Source organism: Bradyrhizobium sp. CSA112 (genome assembly GCF_029051645.1).
GTDB lineage: Bacteria > Pseudomonadota > Alphaproteobacteria > Rhizobiales > Xanthobacteraceae > Bradyrhizobium.
In genome coordinates this window covers 59,862-82,192 of record NZ_JAACFS010000001.1, presented here as the reverse complement: position 1 = coordinate 82,192, position 22,331 = coordinate 59,862, and the positions used below count along the sequence as shown (strand labels likewise).

35 protein-coding genes are annotated in these 22,331 nt (G+C 58.9%); 14 read left to right on the top strand and 21 right to left on the bottom strand.

Going from position 1 to position 22,331, the window contains the following annotated elements; all coding sequences use genetic code 11:
- Nucleotides 1-20 precede the first annotated feature (20 nt).
- The gene (locus tag GWE18_RS00530; protein ID WP_275183875.1) at nt 21-533 is read right to left on the bottom strand and encodes a TIGR03809 family protein; all 513 of its coding nucleotides are present in this window, start codon (nt 531-533) and stop codon (nt 21-23) included.
- Nucleotides 534-1,191: 658 nt separating this feature from the next.
- Between GWE18_RS00530 and GWE18_RS00525 the strand changes: the two genes are divergently transcribed.
- From GWE18_RS00525 to GWE18_RS00475, 11 genes are all read left to right on the top strand, one after another.
- Entirely contained in the window at nt 1,192-1,473 is a 282-nt protein-coding gene (locus GWE18_RS00525) for a hypothetical protein (protein ID WP_275183874.1), read from the top strand.
- Nucleotides 1,474-1,491: 18 nt separating this feature from the next.
- Complete coding sequence (locus GWE18_RS00520) at nt 1,492-1,782, top strand: hypothetical protein (RefSeq protein ID WP_275183873.1); 291 nt, start codon at nt 1,492-1,494, stop codon at nt 1,780-1,782.
- The gene (locus tag GWE18_RS00515; RefSeq protein WP_275183872.1) at nt 1,779-1,931 is read left to right on the top strand and encodes a hypothetical protein; all 153 of its coding nucleotides are present in this window, start codon (nt 1,779-1,781) and stop codon (nt 1,929-1,931) included. Before GWE18_RS00520 ends, GWE18_RS00515 begins: the two co-directional genes overlap by 4 nt.
- Nucleotides 1,932-2,135: 204 nt before the next feature.
- Nucleotides 2,136-2,330, top strand: coding sequence for a hypothetical protein (locus GWE18_RS00510; protein ID WP_275183871.1), 195 nt, complete (start codon nt 2,136-2,138; stop codon nt 2,328-2,330).
- 160 nt (nt 2,331-2,490) lie between these two features.
- Complete coding sequence (locus GWE18_RS00505; protein WP_275183870.1) at nt 2,491-2,970, top strand: hypothetical protein; 480 nt, start codon at nt 2,491-2,493, stop codon at nt 2,968-2,970.
- 366 nt (nt 2,971-3,336) lie between these two features.
- Nucleotides 3,337-3,585 carry a hypothetical protein gene (locus tag GWE18_RS00500; protein ID WP_275183869.1) on the top strand — a complete coding sequence of 83 codons (249 nt, stop codon included), beginning with the start codon at nt 3,337-3,339 and terminating at the stop codon, nt 3,583-3,585.
- A 75-nt stretch (nt 3,586-3,660) separates the two neighbouring features.
- Nucleotides 3,661-4,155, top strand: coding sequence for a hypothetical protein (locus GWE18_RS00495; protein WP_275183868.1), 495 nt, complete (start codon nt 3,661-3,663; stop codon nt 4,153-4,155).
- An 89-nt stretch (nt 4,156-4,244) separates the two neighbouring features.
- Nucleotides 4,245-4,625, top strand: coding sequence for a hypothetical protein (locus GWE18_RS00490; protein ID WP_275183867.1), 381 nt, complete (start codon nt 4,245-4,247; stop codon nt 4,623-4,625).
- A 106-nt stretch (nt 4,626-4,731) separates the two neighbouring features.
- Nucleotides 4,732-5,034, top strand: a complete 303-nt coding sequence (locus GWE18_RS00485) for a hypothetical protein (protein WP_275183866.1) — start codon at nt 4,732-4,734, stop codon at nt 5,032-5,034.
- A 77-nt stretch (nt 5,035-5,111) separates the two neighbouring features.
- Nucleotides 5,112-5,393: a hypothetical protein gene (locus GWE18_RS00480; RefSeq protein WP_275183865.1), complete on the top strand. Its 282-nt coding sequence runs from the start codon at nt 5,112-5,114 to the stop codon at nt 5,391-5,393.
- A 222-nt stretch (nt 5,394-5,615) separates the two neighbouring features.
- On the top strand, nt 5,616-5,867 hold the full coding sequence (locus GWE18_RS00475) for a hypothetical protein (protein ID WP_275183864.1): 252 nt from the start codon (nt 5,616-5,618) through the stop codon (nt 5,865-5,867).
- A 375-nt stretch (nt 5,868-6,242) separates the two neighbouring features.
- Here GWE18_RS00475 and GWE18_RS00470 read toward each other — a convergent pair whose 3' ends face one another.
- From GWE18_RS00470 to GWE18_RS00430, 9 genes are all read right to left on the bottom strand, one after another.
- Entirely contained in the window at nt 6,243-6,608 is a 366-nt protein-coding gene (locus GWE18_RS00470; protein ID WP_275183863.1) for a SprT-like domain-containing protein, read from the bottom strand.
- Nucleotides 6,608-7,840: a hypothetical protein gene (locus GWE18_RS00465; RefSeq protein WP_275183862.1), complete on the bottom strand. Its 1,233-nt coding sequence runs from the start codon at nt 7,838-7,840 to the stop codon at nt 6,608-6,610. Before GWE18_RS00465 ends, GWE18_RS00470 begins: the two co-directional genes overlap by 1 nt.
- Complete coding sequence (locus GWE18_RS00460; RefSeq protein ID WP_275183861.1) at nt 7,841-8,275, bottom strand: hypothetical protein; 435 nt, start codon at nt 8,273-8,275, stop codon at nt 7,841-7,843.
- Nucleotides 8,275-8,595, bottom strand: a complete 321-nt coding sequence (locus GWE18_RS00455; RefSeq protein ID WP_275183860.1) for a hypothetical protein — start codon at nt 8,593-8,595, stop codon at nt 8,275-8,277. The genes GWE18_RS00460 and GWE18_RS00455 overlap by 1 nt, the downstream gene beginning before the upstream one ends.
- A gap of 10 nt (nt 8,596-8,605) precedes the next feature.
- Entirely contained in the window at nt 8,606-8,782 is a 177-nt protein-coding gene (locus tag GWE18_RS00450) for a hypothetical protein (protein ID WP_275183859.1), read from the bottom strand.
- A gap of 202 nt (nt 8,783-8,984) precedes the next feature.
- Nucleotides 8,985-9,422, bottom strand: a complete 438-nt coding sequence (locus GWE18_RS00445; RefSeq protein WP_275183858.1) for a hypothetical protein — start codon at nt 9,420-9,422, stop codon at nt 8,985-8,987.
- 1 nt (nt 9,423) lies between these two features.
- Nucleotides 9,424-9,624 (bottom strand): hypothetical protein, encoded by a 201-nt coding sequence (locus GWE18_RS00440; protein ID WP_275183857.1) that lies wholly within the window; start codon nt 9,622-9,624, stop codon nt 9,424-9,426.
- A complete protein-coding gene (locus GWE18_RS00435; RefSeq protein WP_275183856.1) occupies nt 9,624-9,773 on the bottom strand; it encodes a hypothetical protein in 150 nt (49 codons plus the stop codon). The genes GWE18_RS00440 and GWE18_RS00435 overlap by 1 nt, the downstream gene beginning before the upstream one ends.
- A 2-nt stretch (nt 9,774-9,775) precedes the next feature.
- The gene (locus GWE18_RS00430) at nt 9,776-10,399 is read right to left on the bottom strand and encodes a hypothetical protein (protein ID WP_275183855.1); all 624 of its coding nucleotides are present in this window, start codon (nt 10,397-10,399) and stop codon (nt 9,776-9,778) included.
- Nucleotides 10,400-10,600: 201 nt separating this feature from the next.
- On the opposite strand from GWE18_RS00430, the gene GWE18_RS00425 reads away from it, so the two are divergent.
- Together GWE18_RS00425 and GWE18_RS00420 are read left to right on the top strand one after the other, a co-directional pair.
- The gene (locus tag GWE18_RS00425) at nt 10,601-11,035 is read left to right on the top strand and encodes a hypothetical protein (RefSeq protein ID WP_275183854.1); all 435 of its coding nucleotides are present in this window, start codon (nt 10,601-10,603) and stop codon (nt 11,033-11,035) included.
- On the top strand, nt 11,032-11,670 hold the full coding sequence (locus GWE18_RS00420) for a GDSL-type esterase/lipase family protein (RefSeq protein WP_275183853.1): 639 nt from the start codon (nt 11,032-11,034) through the stop codon (nt 11,668-11,670). The genes GWE18_RS00425 and GWE18_RS00420 overlap by 4 nt, the downstream gene beginning before the upstream one ends.
- A 115-nt stretch (nt 11,671-11,785) precedes the next feature.
- Here the strand turns inward: GWE18_RS00420 and GWE18_RS00415 are convergent, their stop codons facing one another.
- On the bottom strand, nt 11,786-12,805 hold the full coding sequence (locus GWE18_RS00415; RefSeq protein ID WP_275183852.1) for a tail fiber protein: 1,020 nt from the start codon (nt 12,803-12,805) through the stop codon (nt 11,786-11,788).
- Nucleotides 12,805-13,488, bottom strand: a complete 684-nt coding sequence (locus GWE18_RS00410; protein WP_275183851.1) for a phage tail tip lysozyme — start codon at nt 13,486-13,488, stop codon at nt 12,805-12,807. Before GWE18_RS00410 ends, GWE18_RS00415 begins: the two co-directional genes overlap by 1 nt.
- Between GWE18_RS00410 and GWE18_RS00405 the strand changes: the two genes are divergently transcribed.
- Nucleotides 13,487-13,633 (top strand): hypothetical protein, encoded by a 147-nt coding sequence (locus GWE18_RS00405; RefSeq protein ID WP_275183850.1) that lies wholly within the window; start codon nt 13,487-13,489, stop codon nt 13,631-13,633. The genes GWE18_RS00410 and GWE18_RS00405 overlap by 2 nt on opposite strands.
- On the opposite strand, the gene GWE18_RS00400 is transcribed toward GWE18_RS00405, so the two are convergent.
- From GWE18_RS00400 to GWE18_RS00360, 9 genes are all read right to left on the bottom strand, one after another.
- Nucleotides 13,630-15,627, bottom strand: a complete 1,998-nt coding sequence (locus tag GWE18_RS00400; RefSeq protein ID WP_275183849.1) for a hypothetical protein — start codon at nt 15,625-15,627, stop codon at nt 13,630-13,632. The two genes, GWE18_RS00405 and GWE18_RS00400, sit on opposite strands and share 4 nt — an antisense overlap.
- On the bottom strand, nt 15,624-16,910 hold the full coding sequence (locus tag GWE18_RS00395) for a hypothetical protein (protein ID WP_275183848.1): 1,287 nt from the start codon (nt 16,908-16,910) through the stop codon (nt 15,624-15,626). Before GWE18_RS00395 ends, GWE18_RS00400 begins: the two co-directional genes overlap by 4 nt.
- Complete coding sequence (locus GWE18_RS00390; protein WP_275183847.1) at nt 16,911-18,014, bottom strand: tail fiber domain-containing protein; 1,104 nt, start codon at nt 18,012-18,014, stop codon at nt 16,911-16,913.
- Nucleotides 18,014-18,409: a hypothetical protein gene (locus tag GWE18_RS00385; protein WP_275183846.1), complete on the bottom strand. Its 396-nt coding sequence runs from the start codon at nt 18,407-18,409 to the stop codon at nt 18,014-18,016. Before GWE18_RS00385 ends, GWE18_RS00390 begins: the two co-directional genes overlap by 1 nt.
- On the bottom strand, nt 18,393-18,713 hold the full coding sequence (locus GWE18_RS00380) for a hypothetical protein (RefSeq protein ID WP_275183845.1): 321 nt from the start codon (nt 18,711-18,713) through the stop codon (nt 18,393-18,395). Before GWE18_RS00380 ends, GWE18_RS00385 begins: the two co-directional genes overlap by 17 nt.
- A 68-nt stretch (nt 18,714-18,781) precedes the next feature.
- On the bottom strand, nt 18,782-20,248 hold the full coding sequence (locus tag GWE18_RS00375) for a hypothetical protein (protein ID WP_275183844.1): 1,467 nt from the start codon (nt 20,246-20,248) through the stop codon (nt 18,782-18,784).
- Nucleotides 20,248-20,853 (bottom strand): hypothetical protein, encoded by a 606-nt coding sequence (locus GWE18_RS00370; protein WP_275183843.1) that lies wholly within the window; start codon nt 20,851-20,853, stop codon nt 20,248-20,250. Before GWE18_RS00370 ends, GWE18_RS00375 begins: the two co-directional genes overlap by 1 nt.
- The gene (locus GWE18_RS00365; protein WP_275183842.1) at nt 20,853-21,899 is read right to left on the bottom strand and encodes a hypothetical protein; all 1,047 of its coding nucleotides are present in this window, start codon (nt 21,897-21,899) and stop codon (nt 20,853-20,855) included. The genes GWE18_RS00370 and GWE18_RS00365 overlap by 1 nt, the downstream gene beginning before the upstream one ends.
- Entirely contained in the window at nt 21,899-22,300 is a 402-nt protein-coding gene (locus tag GWE18_RS00360; RefSeq protein WP_275183841.1) for a hypothetical protein, read from the bottom strand. Before GWE18_RS00360 ends, GWE18_RS00365 begins: the two co-directional genes overlap by 1 nt.
- Between the last annotated feature and the right edge of the window lie 31 nt (nt 22,301-22,331).

Genomic DNA, 22,331 nt, shown 5'->3' with positions numbered 1-22,331 from the left:
TGGCGCCCTCCCTCGCTCGGCTACAGCGCGTTGCGCAGCAGCGGATAGCGTTCCTTCATCACATCGAGACTGAGTGCCGGCAACGGCATTTCGTCCAGCGGCGGTGCGTCGGGCACGGAAGGCGCCTCGTCCGCAGCGACGAGTTGGCTTTCCAGCGCGACCAGAACGTCGGCGGGAACGTCGCGCGGCGGCGCGGCGGCAACCGGCGCTGGCTGAAGCTGCACAACCGGCTGACGGAACCCTTCATCGCGCGGCAGCGGCGTCAGCAGCATTGGCGTCGTGCGACGGCGGCCAAGCCAGGCCATGTCGATCGCCGTGTTGTCGAGCGCGGCCTCCTGGCTCAACAGGTCGCGCCAGGTTTCGACGGCGGCCTTGGCTTCCTGGATGTTTTCGAGAAATTCGACTTCGGTGTGATAGCGGCGCCAGCGCCCGGTCTCGAACAGTTCGGTGAGGTATTCCAGCCGCTGCTCGGCAAGGTTGCACCAGCGCGCAACGATATTGCGGCCGCGCGCTACGTCTGCAGGATGTGCCATAAATCAGCCCGTAAGAGAGAGACGGACGCAGACGCTACCTGAGACGAATCAATTGGACGTGACAGGTATATTCTGTGGAAAACTTTCTCCTTGTCCAGTACGTGGCGTTATGGAGCGCGCAACGGATCGAAGAAACCCGGACAAGTACGGAGTTGTCAGTTCTATTCACCGTCAAGCTGCACGGCAGCATGGCCGCGTTGCGAAACGCGCTCGATAACTTTGTTTGAAAAGACGCGGGGAATCGAGGCGTCACGCGGACGGAGAGCTTGCGGTCTGCAAGTCGGCCCGACGCGGCATTTTCTGAAAATCAGGCCGAAAATAAAAGACCCGTCCGGGGGGTGTTCATAGGAGAACACCACCAATGATTTTATTACGCTTTTTGCGTCTAGCCCTTCCGATAACGGAAGAACAGGAGCGAACATGGATAGAACAGATTCAAAAACTGACACGCCAGCGGCACACGGGAGTTCACGGGACGTTCTCAGGGCCAACCTGATCGCTACCAGGGTCAAGCACGGGGCCAAGAGCGCGGTCGGCTGCCACTGCTCAAACATAGCCGAGCTGATCAAGCTGCCCAATCCGCCAGCCGACCTGCTCAAACGGCAGATGGATGGCTTGCAGCGGCTTCTAGCTGCTCAGTGAGGCAAGGAGAGCGTTGATGCCCATGATTGAAGAAGGCTGGATCGATGAGGTTGATGACGGCATCGTCTGGGGCCGGACGGTGCGGAACGGCGAGGAGTGGCCGTTTTGGATTCCGCTTCTGCTGGTCATGGAAAGCCAGCGCGTAGACCTCCAACCGGGGAGTTACATTTACATTGTCAACGGCGAATTGATGGTCAACGGCGCGATCTGGACCACCCATGAAATGGAACAGGCTAGCACCGAGGCCAACGAACTTTGGAATGCGCTGTTCGGCGACGGGCACCGCAGTATTCAGTAGGCATAGGGAGACCGAGGCATGATGACTACCGAGCAAATTGCCATGGCGCGCCATGCGCTTGGGTTGCCGAACGAGAGCGGCCAATCATATCGAAACCGATACTTCACGTCTTGCGGCTCGGCCGTTGAACGCGAATGGGACGAACTCGTTAAGGACGGTATGGCGGCCCGCGAGAAGGGTGGCGGCAAGCTCGCTCACTTCTACCTGACGGAAGCCGGCGCTCGCGCGGCTCTTGCCCGCGGCGAAACGCTCGACCCCGAGGACTTCCCACCAGTGACGAATGGTCATCAACAGAGCGAGGCAAAATGACCGATCTTGAACGCCTAGAACTGATCCTTCGGCGCATCATGGCGAAGCGCAAGCGCGACTACGATAATAACCAGCGCATCCTGAACATAGACACCCAGGAACTGCTGGAAGAGATCGCAGACGAAATCGCCCTAGCCGCCCGCAGTTGACCGATCAACGAGGAACCCCCATGGAGAACCCTCTTCCAGACCTTCTAGGCGTCGGCATCCACGACTGGTTCGCGCCTCAGTTCATTGGCTATGAGTGTTGCCGAAAGTGCGGGGTTGTCAGGCGCGCCGACGACCAGAACAAACCCTGCCGGGGTCGCGTAGTGCTGTCGTTACGGGACGAATATACCGAACACCGAGGAACCCATGACCAAAGAACCAACCAAGTGGCGCATCATTCAAGTTCCGACCTACCCGAGAGGGTTGTACGGCATCGAGACGAATGACCCCGACTCGGTCAAAAACAACGAGGCAATCTTGGTCTACCCGTGCATGACCAAGGCCAACGCCGAACTTATCGTTGAGGCGCACAATCGGGCCGCGAATGGAGAGCGCAAGTGAACCTTCCGCCCCGTCTATATTTTAAGTGGCCCAAGCATCGACGGTACGGGTTTCGAACCGTTTTGAAGTTCTGGCTTGCCCAGAACGGCAGAGCCCGCCACTGGAATCGCCGACAGCGCCCCAAGACCTGATCGAACACCACCACACCACGGAGAGAATGATGACTGACGTGAAAGCCGCTTTCTATGGAGCACAATGTCCATGGTATCCCGATTGCAAGGGTGGCTGCGGCCTGGGGTGCACTCGCAAGATGCGCGGCGAAGCGGCGACACGGCAAGAGCCGGTCGCGTGGCAGTACCGATACAAGCGATGGGCTGGAGAGTGGTCAGAGTGGTCAACGCTCTCTGATGGCTGGGATGGCTGGAGAAATCCAGACAACGAATACCGGCCCCTCTACGCTGGTGCTGCCAAAGGCTCAGGCGCCAGCGAGGCGGCGGCGCCGGACAAGGATCAACTATTCGAGCAGATTTTCGAGGTCGCGCGGGCATGGGAGGGCGCGAGCGGTGGCGTCTACGCTCTTCGGGCCATGTGCCTTGAGTTGCTGGAAAAGGTTTTACTTCCTCATATCCAACCCCAAGTTCCGCCAGACGCCGACACGCCATACTCACCCGACCAAGCGCGGGTAGCAACGGAGAATTAATATGGCAATCTGCGAGTGCGAGTTCACAACTGAGGTCTGCGCGACCAGTCTTTGCCGTCGCAAGATGGTTCATCTGGCCGGTCTGACGCCGGGTAGCAAATGGCCTGAAGGCGCGCCAGTCGGCGGCGACGCCGGCTTAGGCGACCTGTCAAAGCACGCTATGAATTGCGGCTGGTACGGTAGCTATGGCGAAAGCAACTGCACATGTTCACTGAAATGGCGCTCCGCGTTAGCGACCGAACGTGTGATGCACCGCGCATGGCGAAAGCGCGCCGAGGAAGCCGAGGCCTTGCTCACTCGCGCTATTGCCAAGTTGGTGACACCGTGGCCGGCCAACACGCCCGACAACCAGTGAGGAGAACAAACATGAACAAAGATTCCACCATGAGTATCATCGTCAACGATCTCGACAGCATGGTCCACCGCATCGAAGCGCTGGAAGCTCATCCTGAACTCACCAAGGCACTGGCGTCAGTGCAGTCAGCAAAAGCCGCCATGATCCTGGCCCGCGTCGATATCCATCAGAGCCGCATGCGTGAGCGTTTCGCCAAAATGGATGCACGCGATGGACCACCACGGCCGAGCCGGCCGCTTGGTCACACGCCGATTGGCTAAGGACAGCCGCTTAACGCACTTAATCGGCCCTTGAGAGCAGACGAGGACTGAGCCCTTAAACAAGGAATCGATCAAATGACCAGCCCGGAATTTTTACAAGGTCGCATTTCGATGCGCGAAGAAGCTGCGGCTCTCATCGAGAGGGTGGCAGGCAAGCAGCCGTGTGATTGCGTCGAGAGATCAGAAAACGGCTTTTGGATGGACCGCTGCCACTGCCAGAATTACGGCGACAAGGGGCAGATATCGTCATGGTGCACCGATATGAACGCCGCAGCTGCCCTTCGCTCCATACCAGAAATGGTCGCAAGCCACGACAGCGACTGCGCCACCCACAACATGCCCGCGTACCCGAACGGGCCTTGTGATTGTAGTGTCTCACGCTCTTTGAGCGGGGAGCGCGAAGCTGACATTTCTACGTTCTGGAAAGAGCTGATCGAAAAAGATGACCGCACCTCGCCGGCAGAATACCCAGAGATGGCGCTGATCACGCGATCCGAGCTCGCCGCCTTTGTCAGCCGAGCTATCGTTTGCATGCTTGAGCGGTGGTCGGATGCACGAATATACGCATGAACTATCACGCTCTTTTTGACCGAGGATGGCGAGAACCAGTCGTTATACTCAAGCCGCGAAGATAGTATAACCAAACACCGGAGCCCCTGATGGCACAAGTCTATTGCGAAAGATTCATGAAGGGCTGCCTCCAGATTGGAGAAGCCAACACAGCCCCAACCTGCGACAGTGCCGACTGCCCGAACAAGCCAAAACTGCATCGCATTTTCTCGGAAGATTGGTGCATGCGGATGGCTGATCTGGAAGGCGATAGCGAGATCGGGGCGGGCCTTATGGCCATCGATCCCTGCACTATCGAAGACTGGATTGAGCGCGAATTTACCGGCCATGGCGTCGCCGTTCGCACAGAAACTGATCCCGCCGTTCCGGGTGAGCCGCTGATTTCGATGGCGGACGCTAAAGAGATAGCCCGTCGCGCGCTGCGGTTTGCGATTGCAGGAGAGAACTCAACCACGTTGAGTAAATCATGAAGGCGCTTCTAGTCATCCTGCTCTGCGCCGCGGCTTGCCCGCCGTACTGGCAATGCTTCCCGAAGGGCGATTGGAATCATCCGAACTGCAAATGCTGGGATAGCAAATGAAACCCGACTTGAAGTCAACGCAAGCAATGCGCGACCGCTGCCGCGAATTATCGAACGCCGAGCGCGATGACTACGACCGCGCCGTGATCTGCATCATTGACGATCTTGAGGCAATCTTAATGGAAGGTAAGCATTGTGGCGAATGTCATCTGCCGCCGGGCGAGCACTGCGACATCTGCGGCAAAACCGCCGCACCCTCCACCGTCTTGAGCAGCGATTGGCGGCCCCTGCCAAGCCGAGCTAGCCGGCTAAGTGGAGCGGAGGTTCTTCTGTGGCAAAAGGCCAGTTTGATTGGTTGAGCCACGGGGATGCGAGCGGCAGCCGGTATAGATTAGGCCGCACACTGAAAGTGATAAGCGAACACGGAGGAACCCCCATGAATTTAGTCGATAAGGTAATCAGCCCCAACATGAGCGACACCGACGCGATGGAGCTTGCATACGGCCTTCTCTGGGTTGTCGGCTGCGACCGTAGCACCAAGAACGGTAATGCTCTCTATCTGGCTCGCAAGGCACTGTACGAGAGGCTTGATCGAGCCGGGCAGTATCGCGGAATCGACGCGGCACAGGCCGCGCTGGAGTCAACCCCGCCGCTCCCGGCCTATAATGACCCGAATTTCAAATACAATGAGGCGACCGGCAGTTACCACCGCCGATGATGGCCAACCACCGAGGTAGCCCCATGACGACTTGGCTTGTATGCAAGAGTTGCCGGATCGAAGAGCCCATACTCCCAACAACGCCGATTGTCGGATGCCAGAGGTGCGGAGAGCCGCGTTACGCTGTCAACGACGACGGCCAGCCAATGGTTCTTTGGTCGAAGATAAATGACTTCGACAAATGGGAATCGGGGCTCTAGCGATGACCCTGAGGAATCGAGCATGACTGTCTGGATCTATCAGCGCGGCGACGAGATCAAGGTCTTTGCAACCGCTGAAGCTGCTCAGAAATGGTTCGATGAGAACGACCCCGAAGGCGTCGCATTCGAGCACGAGGTTATCGGGAGTTCAGCAGCTCAGGCAGGCAGTCGAGAACGAGCCCGCGGATTTCTTCCATTGATAGCTGCCAGCGCTGCATCGTGTGGTCGCCCGGCCCGATTGAAAGCTGCGGCTTTCCCTTCTCGGGGAAGGTGATGCGAAAGAACCTAGCGGTCTTTGGGTCTGACGATTTTGCACTGGCAAAGCCATTCAACGGTGACACTAAACTCATCCATATACATCCCTTGGCAGTTCGGCTTGGCGACTATCCAGCCGAGGCGGACCCAATCTAGTAGCGCGTGATGGCGCGCATAGTGGAAAATACGCTCGCGGTTCATGCAAATCACAGTAACACGGAATCGCGCGAAAGCCTACAAAATGCGGGTTATTTTACCAAAAACCACATGCCGATATTCGCCACGGCATAGCCAAAGTAGCAAATGCCCATACCCGGATTTTCGAGGTAGAATTGTTCGACGGCAATGTATGCGTACAAAAGGCCCACGAAGGCCACGAGCGCGGGAGACATCATCAGTAAAAAGCCTTCGGGTCGAAGCCGTGATATTTGCAGACCTCTGCAGCGAACTTCTGGAACGCTACGTTGTGTGTGTCCTCGCCCCCTCGACGGCTCTCTGTGCCGGTTGCTTCGAGATGCAGGTGTATCATCTCGTGGCAGAGAAAGCGCATCAGCGTAGACGTGTGGCCGATGGCGAGGCTAGAGGCGATGATGGTGTGCCTCTTGCCGTCCCACTGATAGCGACCAAGCTCCTTCTTCCGGCGCGACAGACGGAAGCCTACATCTTCGGCATCCGGCAAGTTCCACTTGTTGAACGGCGGCGTTGTGTTCAGGAAGTCGTAAGCCGTCGCCACCATCTCGGCATTCAGCGGAAGGCTCATCAGCCCCTCGGGAAGTTGATCTTGTGCCGGCCGATCTCGCCGTCAGTCTTATGCAGCGTCACCGCAGACATTGAATTGCCCGCCCGGTAACCGTGGCTGTGCGCGTAGGCATCCTTGGGGACCGGCTGGCGGAAGGACTCGCAGCGAACCGAACCCACCTCCTTGACCGTCTCGTGATGGATATGGCCGAAGATCATCCAGCGATATTTGGAGGCGCCCCAATATTCCGGGTTATCGTCCGCCATCACCATCGCCATTCGCTCTGGCTTCATGGTGTGGCCGTGCGTTGCCCCGATGTAGTTGACGCCGAACAGATGCAGCCAGATATCGTTGTTGCCGTCTTCAAGGTCGATCTCTACCCGCGGCTCGTCGGAATAGAACATTCCCAATGCGATGTTGAGCCAAGCCGCGCTTTCAGGGTCGTGGTTGCCCTTCAGGTTCTTGACGATAACCCGCTGATGCTTTTGCAGGGCGTAGTCGATCGATCGACGCAAGAGTTGGACGCCAGCAAGCTTGACCTTCTGCGCCCTTCCATCCACGTCTAGTTGGTGGCCTGACGCTGGCGTCGCGTTAGACTGCGAATCGGCATGCAGGAAGTCGCCAGTCTGGATAATGACGGCGGTCTCAGCCGGAGGCGCGAGCGAGATCAGACGCTGGAGCCCGCTATCAACGCGCTCCACACCAATCTTGAGGTCGTTGGATTCGCCGGTCTCCGGCCCCCAGGAAAGCATTCCGATATGCGGATCGCATACGGGGTACACCTGCATCAGATCGGAGTTGGTTTCTTTCGGAGGCTCAACGAGCTTGGCAGCGCCCTGGTATTGGTCGAACTCTTCCTTGATCGCTGCTATCAGATCGGTCTGCGTTTGCTCTTTGGTCTTGATCCATTGCTGGATAGTACGACCGTCAGAATCAACAAGAGCAGACACACCTTTAACAGCATGTCCTGGAGGAACCTCAAATGGCGCCCCCAACTCTGGCCGCTGCTGGATGAACTCGCGGACAACATCGCCGTCTTCATTGGTAACGGCTGTCGTTTTCGAGAGGCGGAAACCCGGTAGAACGGGCTTCGTGCCGAGTAGGCCACGCTCTGCGGCAAGTTTTGTGCGATGTTTGAGCGCAGATACCGATATGCCGATCGAGGCAGCGGCCTCAGAAAACCTGCGGTGGGATTGGCTAGCCTTTGCCGCCTGAATACATTCTTCGTCGGTGATGGCCGGCGAAAAAGCCATTCAGACACCTCCAGCCTGGACGAAACAGAAAACCGAACCGCCGCTACTCAGGAACACGACGGAATGTCCAGTCGGATTCCCTCGATCCCATTTCAGCTTGCGCGCGGGTATCTCAATCTCAGTGCCAACCGGCACCGGAGGGCGTCCATCGACAACCCGGTCGTCCGTGATCCTGCAATATGCCTTTCCGTCTCTGGCGTAGTAGTCGTCGCACCAATAGGCATCTGTCTTGCCGCAGCAGGATGCCGTTGGATTGTCGGGCTGCATCAGGCCCGCGTACCAGGCATCCAGTTCTGGATGGTCGTGGTCATGAGCCCTCACCGGCACCGCGATCAGCACAAGGCCCACAATGATCAGGGGCCAAGCGATCTTGCTTTGCGTGTTCTGGGTGGCAATGAACATGCCGGCAATGAAAAGGAGGATGCCCAGAAACATCACGCACCACTACGCTTGAGAACCTTGTTCACTTCCTCCAGCGGTACCGGATCGCTAGAGAAGATGACCACCCCGTCGCGCACCAGAGCCAGCATCGCGCTGGAGCCGAGCGTCAGGAGGTAGATCGTGGATGGCTGCGGGCGGCCGGGCGATGCGGCGTCAACCATCGCGGTGTCCGCTGCGCTCAGCTTCTCAATGATGACTCCGTGAGACCTCCCCATCTCCTCGATCTTGGAGAGCGGCTGTCCCTGGAGTTCGTTCACGGCATAGGCCGGCGTTGCCGCTAGCATGGCTAGCAGCGCGATAGCGAGTCTGAGCATTTGAAGCCCCCTAGTGTTTGCCGATGAGATGTGTTGCGAAAAATGCGACGACCGCGGAGGCTCCAGAGGCGTACCAGACCTTTTTCTCTACGGCGCTGATGCGCTTGTTGTTTGCGCTTTCTCGATCTAGAAGTAGGTCAACCTTGGCCTCGACGCGGCCCAATGAACGCTGGATATCGTCGCTCATTGTGCGCGATTCCTGAAGAAGCGCGAGAGCCAACGCTCTTTGAATGTCTTGGCTTTCTCAGCAGCCGGCTTCTCGACTGGCGCCGGTTGGACTATTTTCGCAGGCTTAGTATAACTGCGATGCACTTGCGGCTTGGGTGCAGGTTCAGGAATGCTCGCGCACCCTGCCAACAACAGTGCAACCGCCGCCGCGGCTAGTATCCTCATCGCTCTCTCCGGTTATAAAACATTTGCCCCAGCGCCATCACGCCACCAGTGCCGAAGATGCCGCCGATTATCCACCCAGCCCACTCACCAACCGAGCCATCAACCGGAGGGGTGTATCCGTAGACGCCGAGAACCCACTTGCAGATGATCTTGTCCCACATGACCACCTTCGCCTGGTAGAACATCCAGGGGAAAGCAAAGCCGCCCACTAGGAACATCAGGAATTTGCTTTGCGCGACGACCTTCAAGAACTCGACGCGCGTCTGCCCCTCGGCAACAATGCCGGTTGCAAGTTGCTTCGCTACTTCGACATCACCGCCGACGCGGGCCTGAATGATTTGAACTTTGGCGTTGTAGTAGGCTTGGGTGAACGCCGTTATGCCGCCAGTGATGGCGGGGATTGCCTTGAAGAAGGCGATGATGGCGGTCCACATGCTACTGTGCCCACCCGTACTTGCGGGCGAGCCACCACCAGCCTTCGCTAAGCATGGCAAGGCCGCCTGCAATCAGAAAATATGCGAGCTGTGCTAGGTCGGGGTCCGTTGCTGTCTCGGGGCTGATCTGGTAGCCCTTCGCGATCAGAAAGCCGACGACATAGCGCAGCGCAACGCGGGAGAGTGGCGCGGCGAAGTCCATCAGAGTTTGGCTTTGATCGCGTTGATTTTGTCGTTGAGCGCGCCGACATAGTTTTCAGCGCCTTTATACCAGACGGTCACGGGCTCACGACAGAACCAGATGAGAGCACCGCCAGCGACGAAGCCGAGAACAGATCCGAATACGAACATTGTCATTTGCCTTTCAGTTTCCAGATGATGAGGAATGCGGCCACTGCGACCGCAGCGCCGATTGCGATAATGATGGCGGGATTGAACCCGGCTTGATGGGCGATAGTCGCCGCCGTGCCGGCAGCAGCGATGGCGCCACCCGCCTTCTGGGTAGTGGAGGTCAAGGGCTTTGCACCGGAGAACACGCGCCGCTGCGCCTCGATCCAGTCCGCATCGGGAGCCGGAATTGGCTTCCCGGCTTCGTGCCCAGCCTGCACCTGGAGAAACTTGACCCCCATAGGCCCGCGCCAGAACGCATCGTTCATGACGGTGTTTTCGTCCATCCCCGGAATGCGCGCCTTGACGTAGCTGATGTACGCCGGGACGTTGTTGCCACCGGACCAAATACGGATAGCTTCGGCGAAGCGCTTGTTCTTGTAGTTCGGCGAGGTGCGCCACAGATCGAGCTGCGCGCAAATACCATCGACCCAGTTGTCAAACGTGGCGATCTTGTTGCCCTTACCGTTGCCGCCCTGCCCGGTGCCGTCGTTGAGATAAACCCACTTCTTCGAGCCCCACTTCGTGGCGATAGCTCCCGGCCACATCGCACCGGGGTTTTTGTGGCGGATTGCTGCTGGTTCAGGCATGGGTTCTCCTCACGGCGAGGCTGCCCGCGCCCGCTCTGGTGCTGGGTTTCATCGACTTGCTCTATTCGGGGTTGTGGTGGTAGGATTCGCGCCCAACCTTGGGGAGGGGCGGATGTGGTGGTTAACGCTTATTGTTCCGGCCGCGGTTTGGCTGTGGGTCGAGTTCGAAATCTGGCGCGCAAAATATCAAGGGCGCCAATAGTGCCTCGCCTCTCTGATGTTCCGGTCTATCTGTTTTTGTCGGCGCTGCTGCTTTCGCCGACGCTGTACCCGTTTTTGCTATCCGAGAAGCAAACTGACGACCCGACGCGGCTAGAGCCGTCTGGGCCGATGCGGTACGAGAAGGTCGAATTTAGCAAAGCCAAACTTGCGGCAATGATTCCCGCCATCAAATTGACAGCCTGTCTGTTCGCCGAGAAGGCCGTCAGGCACCACGTCAGGCCAACTCCAGTAATGCTACCGTCTTGCGGCGGGAAGGACTTCCGCGTCGATATTTCCGACGATCTGATAAACATCGCCGTGTCCGGTATCGCGACGATCGACAAGGTTGACCGCCCATTCACTGTCACCCTGCTACACAACCCGGTATCGGTTACAGAGGACGGCCTTATCGTGACCGAAATTTTGGTTAGATGACCAAGGTGACAAATCGAACAACAGCATTCGCTGCTCTACTAGCTCTTGCTGTGGCTGGGCCGGCCACCGCGCACGACCACACGGAGGTCAGGATATTCGTCATTCGCAGCCAGCTCGCTCAGGCGGGCGCTAATTCCATTGTGTTTGTTGGCGACAGCATCGTAGAATCCGCGTTATTGCCCGCTGAGATTTGCGGGCATCGTGTCGTCAACGCCGGGATAGGGGGCGCGACAACTTACCAGTACGCATTAACGGCTAGGCGCCTCGCGTTCAGAGCCGCCGCGGTTGTCATTGCGATCGGCACCAATGACGCAGAACCGGCAAGCCTGTCCGAGTTTCCGGATCGCTACAATTTTCTGGACAAGGCACTTAGGACGCGATCTGATGTTGTCCTGTATGCTGGCATCCCGCCGCTAGAGTCTGGCCCCGCCACCGGTTCGCTCGACCGGGCGTCATCAGACAAGATTGACGACATGATCCGCTATTATGCCGGCCGAAAATATATCGATATCAGGTCTGCACTTGTCCAAGCGAAAACCCCGACCCTGGACGGCGTACACCTCTCGCCAGTAGCACAAGCAGTTTGGTTTCGCACTGTCTTGGATAAACTGACTAGCGCCCTTGGATGCGGTTAGACAGTGTGGTCGCTTATCGCTATTCCGCTGGTCGCGATCGCTGTAGCCGCCGCTATTGCTCGTCGTCTGTCCCCGCCCCAACCCGACCCAGCGGAAGATGAGTGGTGGCGGGCCATCAAATAATTCGCATGATGTAGTTGCAGACGATGGTCGGCTGCACGTTGGCGTGAGGCTCCCCGCTGGTGTTGATCGACGTTACGTCAACATCGCCAACCGCAAGGGTGCCGGTTGACGCCAGAAGACTTAGGGCGCCCCCCGACCCAGGGTCGGCCGCCGTAACCTGTGTTCCGCCGGCCTGTGCCGAGCCGCCATTCGGCCCGTTGACGACTTTCTGGGTTGTCGTGACGGTGAGAGCAATGCTCCCGTTGTTTGTTGACTGGATGCCGGTGGGGATTTTCGCGAGCGAAAGCGTGTTGCTCTCTGAGCCGCCAGTTGCACCGAGCGTAGCGCCGCTGGCGCCGAAATAGGCTGAAGTTAGACGTGTCGCCGAACTCTCTTTCATCGCAGAAACGCGGCCGGTCTTGTCCGGCAGATTGAAGGTTGTTGAACCGTCACCGACGCCATAAGCCGTGCCGATAATGGCGAAGAGCGTCGAATAGGTCGTCCGGCTGATTGCCTGCCCAGCAGGGAATGCGAACGAACTGTTGGGCGCGGTTGTCCCCCAATAGTCAATGCCGCCCGCGATCGGTATCGAATACGGGTTGACGTAGTAGCCGTGCAGGTAAAACACGGAATCGCTCGAATTGTAGAGCGCGATATAGGGCGAGCCCTGCACCAGAACGCCGGCAGGCAGTTCAACTGATGGAGCCGAACGCAGTGGCATGGCCCCGAGACCGTCCACGTTTAAAGTTACGGTGGCGCCGTTCGTGGCGTGCGGTGTGAAGGCGATCATCTGGCCGCTCATGTTCGCCAGGGAATTGAAGACTTGGTATGAAGCCACGGTGTAAGCGGTCGAGGTGCCGCCAGTCGCGATCGCCCCCGAAATGTCATCTCGAAAGCCAGCGGCAGACGCCATCATAGCGCGAGCGGAATCGTTGACGCTGGAAGGTGCCTGTCCTTCCTGCCAGTTGACCGACGGATCGGCGGTCGCGTTGGATGCAGCCGTGCGGCTCCAAAGGTAGTGCTGAAGCGCCATTATGCTTGTCCTCGGAAGATTGGGGCCTTAAAGGCCGATCGGAGTTTCGAAAGATCGGGAGCGCGGCGAGGCGCGAAGAAGATCGGCGGGGCCTGCATTTGCTCGGCAGGCATGGAAGCGAACATGGAGCCGCCCTGTGGTTGGGCCTGCGGTTGAGCGGCCGGAAAGATCGGGGCCTGCTGGGGTGCCATCAGAGGGGCGCTAGGCGGGCTTGCGGGAGTCTCTGGGGCGGCTACTGGCTGGCCGCCGCCATACGCGGCGAAGACCTTGGCTGCGTACTGGCCGCGCTCTGGGTGCGCTCCGGGCTTATTCCAGTCCTTGGGGCGCTCGAACGCCAGCATGGCCTGCCCGGCCTCCTCTGGCGTTTTGGCTGCCAATAGACGGCTATAGGCAGCGCTTTCCGGCCCCTTTAGTTCTTGGTGAAGAAATTCAAGTTGTGTGTTAAGATCGTTCCAGGATGAACCCTTGGATGCAGCGTAATCCTTGAGTGCCTGCGCCCGCCCCGCGTTCCATTGGGCGATACCGACGCTATCGCTGCCGTCCCGCCCATCACCAGGATTGACTGCAAGAGGATTTAGACCTTGACCGGATTCGCCCTGAAGATTGCCGACAATGCCCGCCGCTTGAACCGGCGACAGGCCTTGACTGACAAAATAGTCGAAAGCTAATCGAGCATTGTCCATGGATATCGATCTGCCGCCTAAGGATTACAGTTCAGAACGCAAAAAACCCCGCGAACCCATTTTTGGGCCGGGGCTTCCTGATGCTGTCGCCTACTTGATCGGAATGTTCGCCGTTGTGGCGATACTGTACTATTTCAGGAACTAACGACGGCTCTGGCCGGGGCCAGTGACCGCAAGGCCGCCAGCCGCGCCACGCCCCATTGATCGGGCCATCCGCTGCACGTTTTGAATCCGCTGGACGGTTTCATCAAGCATGCGCTGAAACTGAGCCGCGTTGACGTTGCCGCCGCGCGTTAAGAGAATATCCGCGACTGCTTGCCGAACGGCTGGCGTATTGCCTGTCCAAGCATTCTGGCCAGCTCCGAGCATGGTCCGCAACGCGCCGCTGAAATTCCCGCTTCCAACTTGGGTAACCAGCGAACCGATAACCGTCGGGTCAAGCCCCATGGCGGCATCATCGTTCGCATTTTCGACTGTCTTGGAGTTGCCCTGCGCCGCGTTGCGGGTCTGGAACATGGTGTTTTCGCGGCCGATGCGACGCTGCATCAGCGCATTGCCTGGCGCGATCACCGCAGCTTCATCCGCAAAGGCGTCATTGATAAGCGGGCGAGCCTTGTTGGCGCCAAACGCCGCACCCTGTGTCTGCTGGATTAGCGGGTCAACGTAGCCGGTTCGGTATGCTTGCTGGCCGCGCGGAGGCAGTGCTTGGAAAGCCGGGATGATGTCTTCAGTTCGGCCGCGCATAGCGGCTTCCCGGCCCTGATCCACCGCATCAATGTTGCGCGACGCCGCGGCGAAGTTTCGGTTGGCTTGCCGATACCCGGAACTAGCGTTCTCCATCGCGGCGTCTAATTCCCGCACCGCATTTCCGATTTCCCTAGCACGGTTATTGTAGCCGGTCTGTCTGGCATTCTGCGCCGCATCTGCCATATCGAACCGAATGCGCTGGACCGCCTCGAAGTCGTCCGGGTTAACCCGCGCAAGCCGCTCACGGAAGGGACGCAATGCACCCTCAACGCTGTCATTGGTCGCCTGCAAGGCTTGGCCCGGACCTGTCCCGATGGTCCGGTCAATAGTGTTTATGGCCGGCACAATATCGGTCCGCCCCGCATCCGCGCGAACTGCGCCGTAGGCATCATCGGCCATCGCGCCGCGCTCAGCAGTCATCGCCGTCCGCATTTGGTCTGGCGTCAAACGGCTGCCAAAGCCCTCAGAAAGTGCCCCGGAAACGCGCCGCCCCTGTCCAGCTTGTCGGTTGTCGAGGAAGTTAACGACATCGGTTCTGGCCTGACCGGGTGATCGAGCCGTTGTCGCAAGAAGGCGCTGGCCGGCGTTCCCCATGGCATCAGCCGCGGTGAACATGTTCTGCCCTTCAGTGGCAGCCGTCCTGACCTCACCCGCGATCTGGGCCGGCGTCATGCCGCTCTCCGACCCGGCGCGGGCGACCTGAGACTGCGCAAACCCAGTCGGGTTGATGCGGGCTCGGATATTGCTGATGATGGGAGAGGCGACAACGCCGCCGAGTGATAGCGCGGCTGGTGTAGCCCAACCGAGAACGCCGCCTAGCAGACCGCCCTTTAGCGCGTTCATGCCACGCTCGGCGAGCCCGTTGCCCTCCATCGCCCCCGAAAACGCACCAAGGCCAGCAGCATCGGCCGCAGATGCCCCTGTGCGGGCCAGTAGGCCGGCCTCAGGCGAGAGAAACCGAGCCGCGGTAATTCCCCCGCTTGCCAGTCCAGCGCCGCTGATGCCGCCCCCAAGGACTTCAGCCGCCGTTCCCAGCGCGCCCGTGTTCTTGCGCGCATCGCCCATGATCTGGTCTTCGCGGGCTTTCGCGTAGTTGTAGCCCTCAATGGGGTTGATGCCGCGCTTGAACATTTCCAGCGGCGTCATCGCCGCGGCCATGATGGTGCTGTCGGCCCCAAGCGTCGCGCCGTGGGCGAGACGACGGGTCAGGCCGGCGCCGGGATCGATTCCCTTGGCTTTTAGGTTGGCCTGCTCGTCAATCGCGGCCTGCTGATACTTGTCCGGCTTCGGGGCACTGGATGCCAAGAACTTCTGAGCAGCCTGAGCCGCGACAGACGGATCAGTCGTATTGATCTCGACAACTCGGCCGTCCGGAAGCTCGACCTCAATCATTGAGCGATGGTCCCGTCAGCATTGAGGCGGATACGTTTCGGAGCGGAATCGGTCGTAGGGGATGGCTGGTTGTTCTTAATGCCGGCCTTTTGGCGAGCACGCTCCATGCCAGCCATGACTACTTCCTTCAGATCCTTCAGAGCGATGTCGAAATCCTTCTCAGATTGCGCGCGATCGAGTCGGGCCTGAGCCTTCTCTGCCTTCGCGCCCTCCTGCTCTGTAATTGCTCCCGCGCCCTTCAGTGACTGGAACGCCGTCATGAAGTTCTGACCCTTGACCTGATCAACCAGCGCGCCGAACCCACGGGTATCTGTGCCGGGGATGTCGGGCAGCATTGCGCCCACGCCAAAGGCGCCCCAAGCCTTCTTTCCGGGGTGCTCTTCCAGTTGCTTGATAGTTTTGAGTGTGTTTTCCGCAGTTGCAATGGCAGTCGGCAAGTTTACTGTCGCTTGCCCTTCCGCCTCGCCGATCTCCTTAGACTTTGCGGCGCCGGCAACGTCCTTCGGGATGAATTTGACAAACTCACGGGTCTGAGGATCAAGGATTGTCGTTCCAGTCGGCCCCTCAATCTTGATCGGATCGCGAGCGGGCGAAAATCCCGGAGGGAGAACGGATTCTTTCGCTTCCCCGCTCTTACCGAGCTGAACAATAGCGGGTTTGCCGTCCTTCATGCCCCAGATCGGCTGCATACCGTATTCGCCAGAAACAGACTTCTTCCGCGCCATGAACTTGTCAAAGGTCAGTGTCGGATCTTCGCGCTTGGCGAACTGATATTCCTTGATGTCGTCGGTCTGGCCTCCAATGCCCATAACTTGGGGAAGGACAGCGCGAAGCAGCCCCGGATCCGAGACAACGGTTCTTGCCAGCGCGGGATCGAGACCCTTGGAAACGAGGAACTGCGCGGTCTGGTTGTTCGGACGCTGGCCGGTCAGCGCTCCAATGAGTGAGCCGCCGTTACCCATGTTCTGGAAGTTTTCGTTGAGCCCTTCCAAGAACCCGCCAAAGCCCTGTTGCTGGGGCGGTTGCATGGGCAACTGGCCCTGTGCGGGCTGCGCATTCGGCGGGAGTGCAGCGGGGTCGTTCGGGGGCGGCATGAACTGCGCGGCGTCGCCCATACGTGGCATCTGATAGCCACCAACGGCGATTGGCGAAGCCTGACCGGGGAAGCCAGCGCTTGGCTGGTAGTTCTCCTGCTGCATCTGTGTGGTGCGCAGGAAATCCAGCAAGCCGCCGCCTTGGCCGCCATAGGTCGATTGATTGAAGAGGGAGTCGAGCAAGCCCACTTATGCAGCCTCCACAGCTTTGTCAGTCGCGAGCTTGTAATCAACCGCCTTGAACCGACCGATCTGACCAACGGCTTCCGGCGTTGTCTTTTCAACGTCCTGCGCCATCAAACCGATCTGGAATGCGGGCTGGCCGATGTAGCGGTAGCGATAGACAGGCGTTCCATCGAACAGCGTCCCGACTTGCGTAATGTCTTCCTTTGCGCGGCGATCGGAGATCATCTTGAAGATATTGCCGACAGTAGTTCCGCCGCCGCCGCCAAACAGCGAGCCGAGGCCGCCCGCGATTTGCCCAAACTGCATTGCACCGGAATCCTGCTTGGTGCCGGTAGCCGTGCCGCTGCTCTGCGACCCGAGCCCCGCAATCGGAATGCCGATCTGCGCCAGCAGCCCGAGCGACTGCACGGGAATGCCGCGCCGCGCCGCCTCAGCCTGTAACGTCGCGTTGGCACCGGCATTTGCGGCGTCCGTAGCCGCGCCCGCAGCCGCAACGCCCTGCCCTTGGTTGGCGAGCTTCTGCTGCTGCAATCCAGCCAAGATCCCTGCATTGGTGTTGCCGGCGTTGTAGAGATTGCCGGCCGCGCCTTGCTGGTTCTGGACGTTCTGGTTGTACTGCGATGCAATGGTCGGAGCCACGCCCTGCATGATGCCGCGCCCGAGCGTCTGCGAGTTCATCCCGCTGAAGTCACGCCCCGCCGCCGCGAACTGCCCGTTAGTCGCGTTCGTGATGTCGGCGATCGTGGTGCTCAGCGCATCCTTGAACCCTGGAGTGTCATAGGGGTTATAATTGGTGTTCGACGCAAGTGGGTTGGTTTGATCGACATAGCGCTGATAGTTGGCGTTGACGTTCCCCGCATGATCGGTCGCGCCGCCACCTGAAAGCAGCGTCTTGGCGAAGTCGGCGATCTGCGGCGCATAGGTCGATGATGCGTTGTTGGCGTTGCTGACCAGCGTCGAAAGCGCCCCGCTCTCAGCCCCCGTCACGCCGGTATTGCTAAGGTTGCCCTGCAACTGGCTCAGGATGCCCTGAAGCGCAGGTTGAGCTTCGGTCCAAGGGGCCGTGGTGCTGCTCTGCGTCTGCGTCGTCTTGCTAGTGCCGCCCATTAAAGTGCCTTTTCAAGTATGACGAACTCGCGGCGATAGCCGTCGAGAACGCGTTCCCAACCGGGCCTTCCGATTATCCGCATAGCTCTGCAGCTCTCGTCTTTTGCGTATTTCTCAATTCTCGCGAACAAGGGAAGCCAGCGCTCCCGCTGATGTCCGCTGCATGCCGTCAGCGTGCAAACCCCGCGCGATAGATGCGTGGTGGCAGCCGCTTCGATGTGATCTGACCAAGCCAGCCAAAGAAGCTGCTTGCCTTCGAGCACGTCGCTTTCGATATCGGCGAAGTCGCTCAGGTTGGTCGCGTCGATCGCGGCCTTGATTAAGCCTCTCGCGTGCGGCCAGAACTCGAATATCTGCTCTGGATCAACGCAGACAAGACTAGCCGTGGATGGCATAAAGGAACGTCCGCGAAGCCGTCGCACTGTTGACGTGGGTTATCGTGAACGTGTCCTTGCCAATCGAAGAGATATACAAAGACCCCGCTCCGAACTCGGTTGCGGCGTTCGCTGTCGTCGGTACAAGAATCGGCACAGAACCCGTGAAGCACGTTCCCGTCGCCGTCGTTACTACCGTCGTCGCCGAGTTCTGCGTCAGCGTCACCGTACCAACCGCGTTCGACCGCCCCGACGCCAGTTGCTGGATTGCCAAGACGATCTTCTTCAGATCGGTCTCGGTCAGGCCGGGAACGAATGCGACCATTATCTCTGCCCACCTTTTGCCGGTTCGAATGAGCGATATCATTAAAAGTCTGAGCTTAAGCTTTTCCGTCACTGCGTGCCGCTCGTGGTGATGTCAGGGACAACGCCCGCAAAGAACGTCCACGTCTCGGCTGCGGGAATGCGGTTCTTAAAGCGCATATATCTAGCGTCGCGCATCATGTCGCAACGTCCGGTCCGCGCGTTGATCAGCACCTCAGCGCCCGATGTTGACGCTGCCGACTGTGTATCGCGATAGGTCACCGAGCCGTAAACCGTTGCGGAATCCGTAACCGGCCTGAACCCGCGCAGGGTAACGCGGTTTTCGTCTGTTCCCTGCTCTGCGCTTTCGATCGTGGCCTCAAGGTTCGCCCCGGCAAAGAAGCCCAGCACATGGGAGGCGTTGAATTGAGCAATCTGCGGCTGAACGGCCGTAGCGTAGGAGTCCAGCGAAAGCGTTAGCGCGTCCAGCGACGCCGAAATCGTGTCGAGATTTTCCAGCGTCAGGCCGGTCTGAGAAATACCGAGAAGATATTCGCCCGTGACTGACAGCGGGAAGAATCGATCAAGCAGATAGTCATACCCCAGGAGCTTGTCATAGTTCGCCGGGTTGACACCGTTTGCCGACCGATACGCCCAGTAAATCTTGGTAGAGCGCGGGTCAGCCGCGCCGATGAACAATTCAAGATGCCCCTTATCGAGATCGGCGAGAAATGTGCGATCTACCTTCTCGCGGCCGATCTGCTCGGGGACGCCGCCGGGTTCGATCTTGTGAAAGCCCTGACCAGCAAAGAAGAAAATCTTTTCGCCCGCCCGAATGATCGAGTATGGCGCAAACAGTCCCTTGTCCTGCGTAATACGATCAATCTGGAAGATGATCGGCGATCCCGGTACATACGACATGCGCCGGATGGCCTGATCCTGGAAGATGACGCCAGCCTCCCCGCCCGCAACGCCGCGGACAATGCCGCCGTCCGGAAAGTCCTGAAAGTCGGAGCTGTTCGTGCCGCTCGTCCACGTCGTCGTTGCGTTCAGTCCGGACCATTGAATGCGGTATGGATTGGACAGTAGCCCAGAGAGAACCAGGAATCGCCCAACCACAGCAATATACGCCGCCTGCGGAGGCGACCCGCCGCAATTGGCAAATGCAGACGAGGAACTAAGGTCGAATACCTGCAAGACGGCGTTGGCCTGCGTGGCAAAGACAAGGTTGCCAAACTGCGCCCATTGCCATTGCGCCGTTGCCGACAACGCGCTGTAAGTTGACGCCCCGAGAGAAACATCCGTCCACGTAAAATCGGTGTTGTTGAGCTGGTATAGCTTGGTTGCTGTGCCGGCGAACGTAACGACCGTTCCATCCGACTTCAGCGCATAGAATGCCCCGCGACACGCAGCGGGAAGCGCCGAGGTATAGGCCGAAAAACTCGGAAACGGGCCGTAGCCATCCCCGCGCGGGATGACGTTCAACACGTTGCGGCTTGCCGTACCGAGGTAATCGGATACATCGGGGCGATATTCGCCAGCGGCAAGCAGAGGCATTAACTAGCCGTCCAGGTTTCGGTCTGTGGGGTGGCTGGCGTCCATGTCTCTGCCTGCTTTGTTCGTGCGGTCCAGCTTTCGGATTCAATTGTCTTTGGCGTCCACGTCTCGGCCTCGATGGTACGATTGGTCCATGTGTCGGTATCGAACGGGCGGGGAAACCAATCTTCAAAATCGCGCGTGAACGTTGCATCGTTGCCGGTGACGAGATAGGAGCCCGCGACCGCGCCAAGGGCGGTGACTAGCGGTGCGTCATTGACCGTCACCACGTAGGACGTTGCCGACGCCGGCATCACTGTAGCGAACGCCGCCGCACTGCCTGAAACCAAATAGCTAGCCGCGCTGGCAGGAAGCACAGTATTGAAGAGCGATGGCAGCCCCGCGACCGAGTAAGTAGCCGGCGTTGTCGCCATTGTCGGCTTGAACAAAGCCGCGTTGCCCGTCACTGAATAGCTCGTGGCTGCTGACGGCTGCACAATCCCGAAGAGAGCGGCATTTCCCGTCAGGGCAAACGCGCCAGCATCCGCGATGAGGATAACCGTTGAAGCGCCAGAATCAGAGCCCTGACCAAGCGCGAGTCGGCCTAGCGCGTCGAAGCCGAGCATCAGGCGTGCCGTCCTCGGCTATCGATCCATCCAAAAGTGTGAACGCCAAGCCCGGAAGACGCTCCAGACGCCGCGGCCCTTGTGCGAATTTGCGCCGAAGTGTTGGTGCGGCACTCCAGATAAACGTTTGAGTTGGCATCATTGAGATTGGGGATACCGAGACCATATGCAGTCCCGGTAGCCGGATCTACATCGTTGGTATCGGGGTCAGAAAACCACGTTCGGCCGTTTGCAACGCCAGGCTGGTTAGTGATCGATGCGTTCAATATCGCCCTGACCTTGATTCCCAGGGGCACCTTGAGCGCGCGAAGAACGGCCGACGTACCCGGATTGCTCACGTTCACATCAAGCGACGGTGCCTTGCGCTGGAAATAGTCATCTGTTTGCACAAAGGTTACGATAGCCGCGCTCTCCCGAAGGATCGACCCGATGCGTCGCTTGTAAGTGTAGTTCGCGGGCATGGTCGGCGCCGTGGCGCTGGTTGAGAACAGTGCATCGACAACGCCAGTATCCAGCCGCATGATCAGCCAGAGGTGATAGGTGGCGTTCGCGATTGAGCCTGTATCAAGTCCACCGCTGCCTGTCCCGACCGCCCACGCCGCATCAAGCCTTTTCGTGATCGAAGATGCGAGCGGCATAACAAACGTGCCGGTGTCGTCTGCGGCCTCACCAACCGCTACGTCGATGTCGTTAGTCGCATCCGTCGTATTGTTTGCGAGTGTCAGCCCAAAAATATGACCCTTCGGCACTCGAATATTAGCATCAAGCGGCGTGATGTATACTTCAGCAGTACCGGACAGGTTGATCAGCGCGTCGCCGTTTGTTGACTTGCGTACATTGCGGGTCAGCGTGGTCCCGGAAGACGTGTAGACGCCATACCCAACCTCAGAGTTCGCGCCATCCTTGATGCCATACGCCACAACATCAGCATTCGCCACACCCGCCAACGCGAATGTTAGATATCCAGAGACCGCAGAGCCAAGCGTGATCGTGCCCGTGCCCGACGTCGCCGTCGTCATTCGGGCAAGGTTGAACAGTTTTGCCATCAGGTAATCGTCAGAATGCCGTTGGTCTGATCGAGATCTACCGTGAACGTGTTGCCGTTGGTTAGGGTCAATGCTGTTCCGTAGTCCCACCAGCCAATCAGCGGGTTGGTCGCCGACGTATCATTGTAGAGCACGGCATATTGAAACGGCCCGATCGACCCACCGGATGCCGTCCAAGCGGGATCGGTGCCGCCGACAAATTTGAACGTGCCGGAAGTCTGTGAGCCCGTGATAGTGCCGATGGTCGTGCCGCCTGCCGTGTATCCGTTCGCAGTCGAGAGATCGGCGGGTGTGTTGTAGACTGTGTTGGTCGCGACAGGGGCGGTATTGGTCAGGTAGACCTTGTAAACCTGAGCCGTGCCGGTCTTCATGTCGTGCAGCGCGTTCGCCACGTCGAGCACGAAGCAGTTGAATTTGTTAAAGGCTGCGATT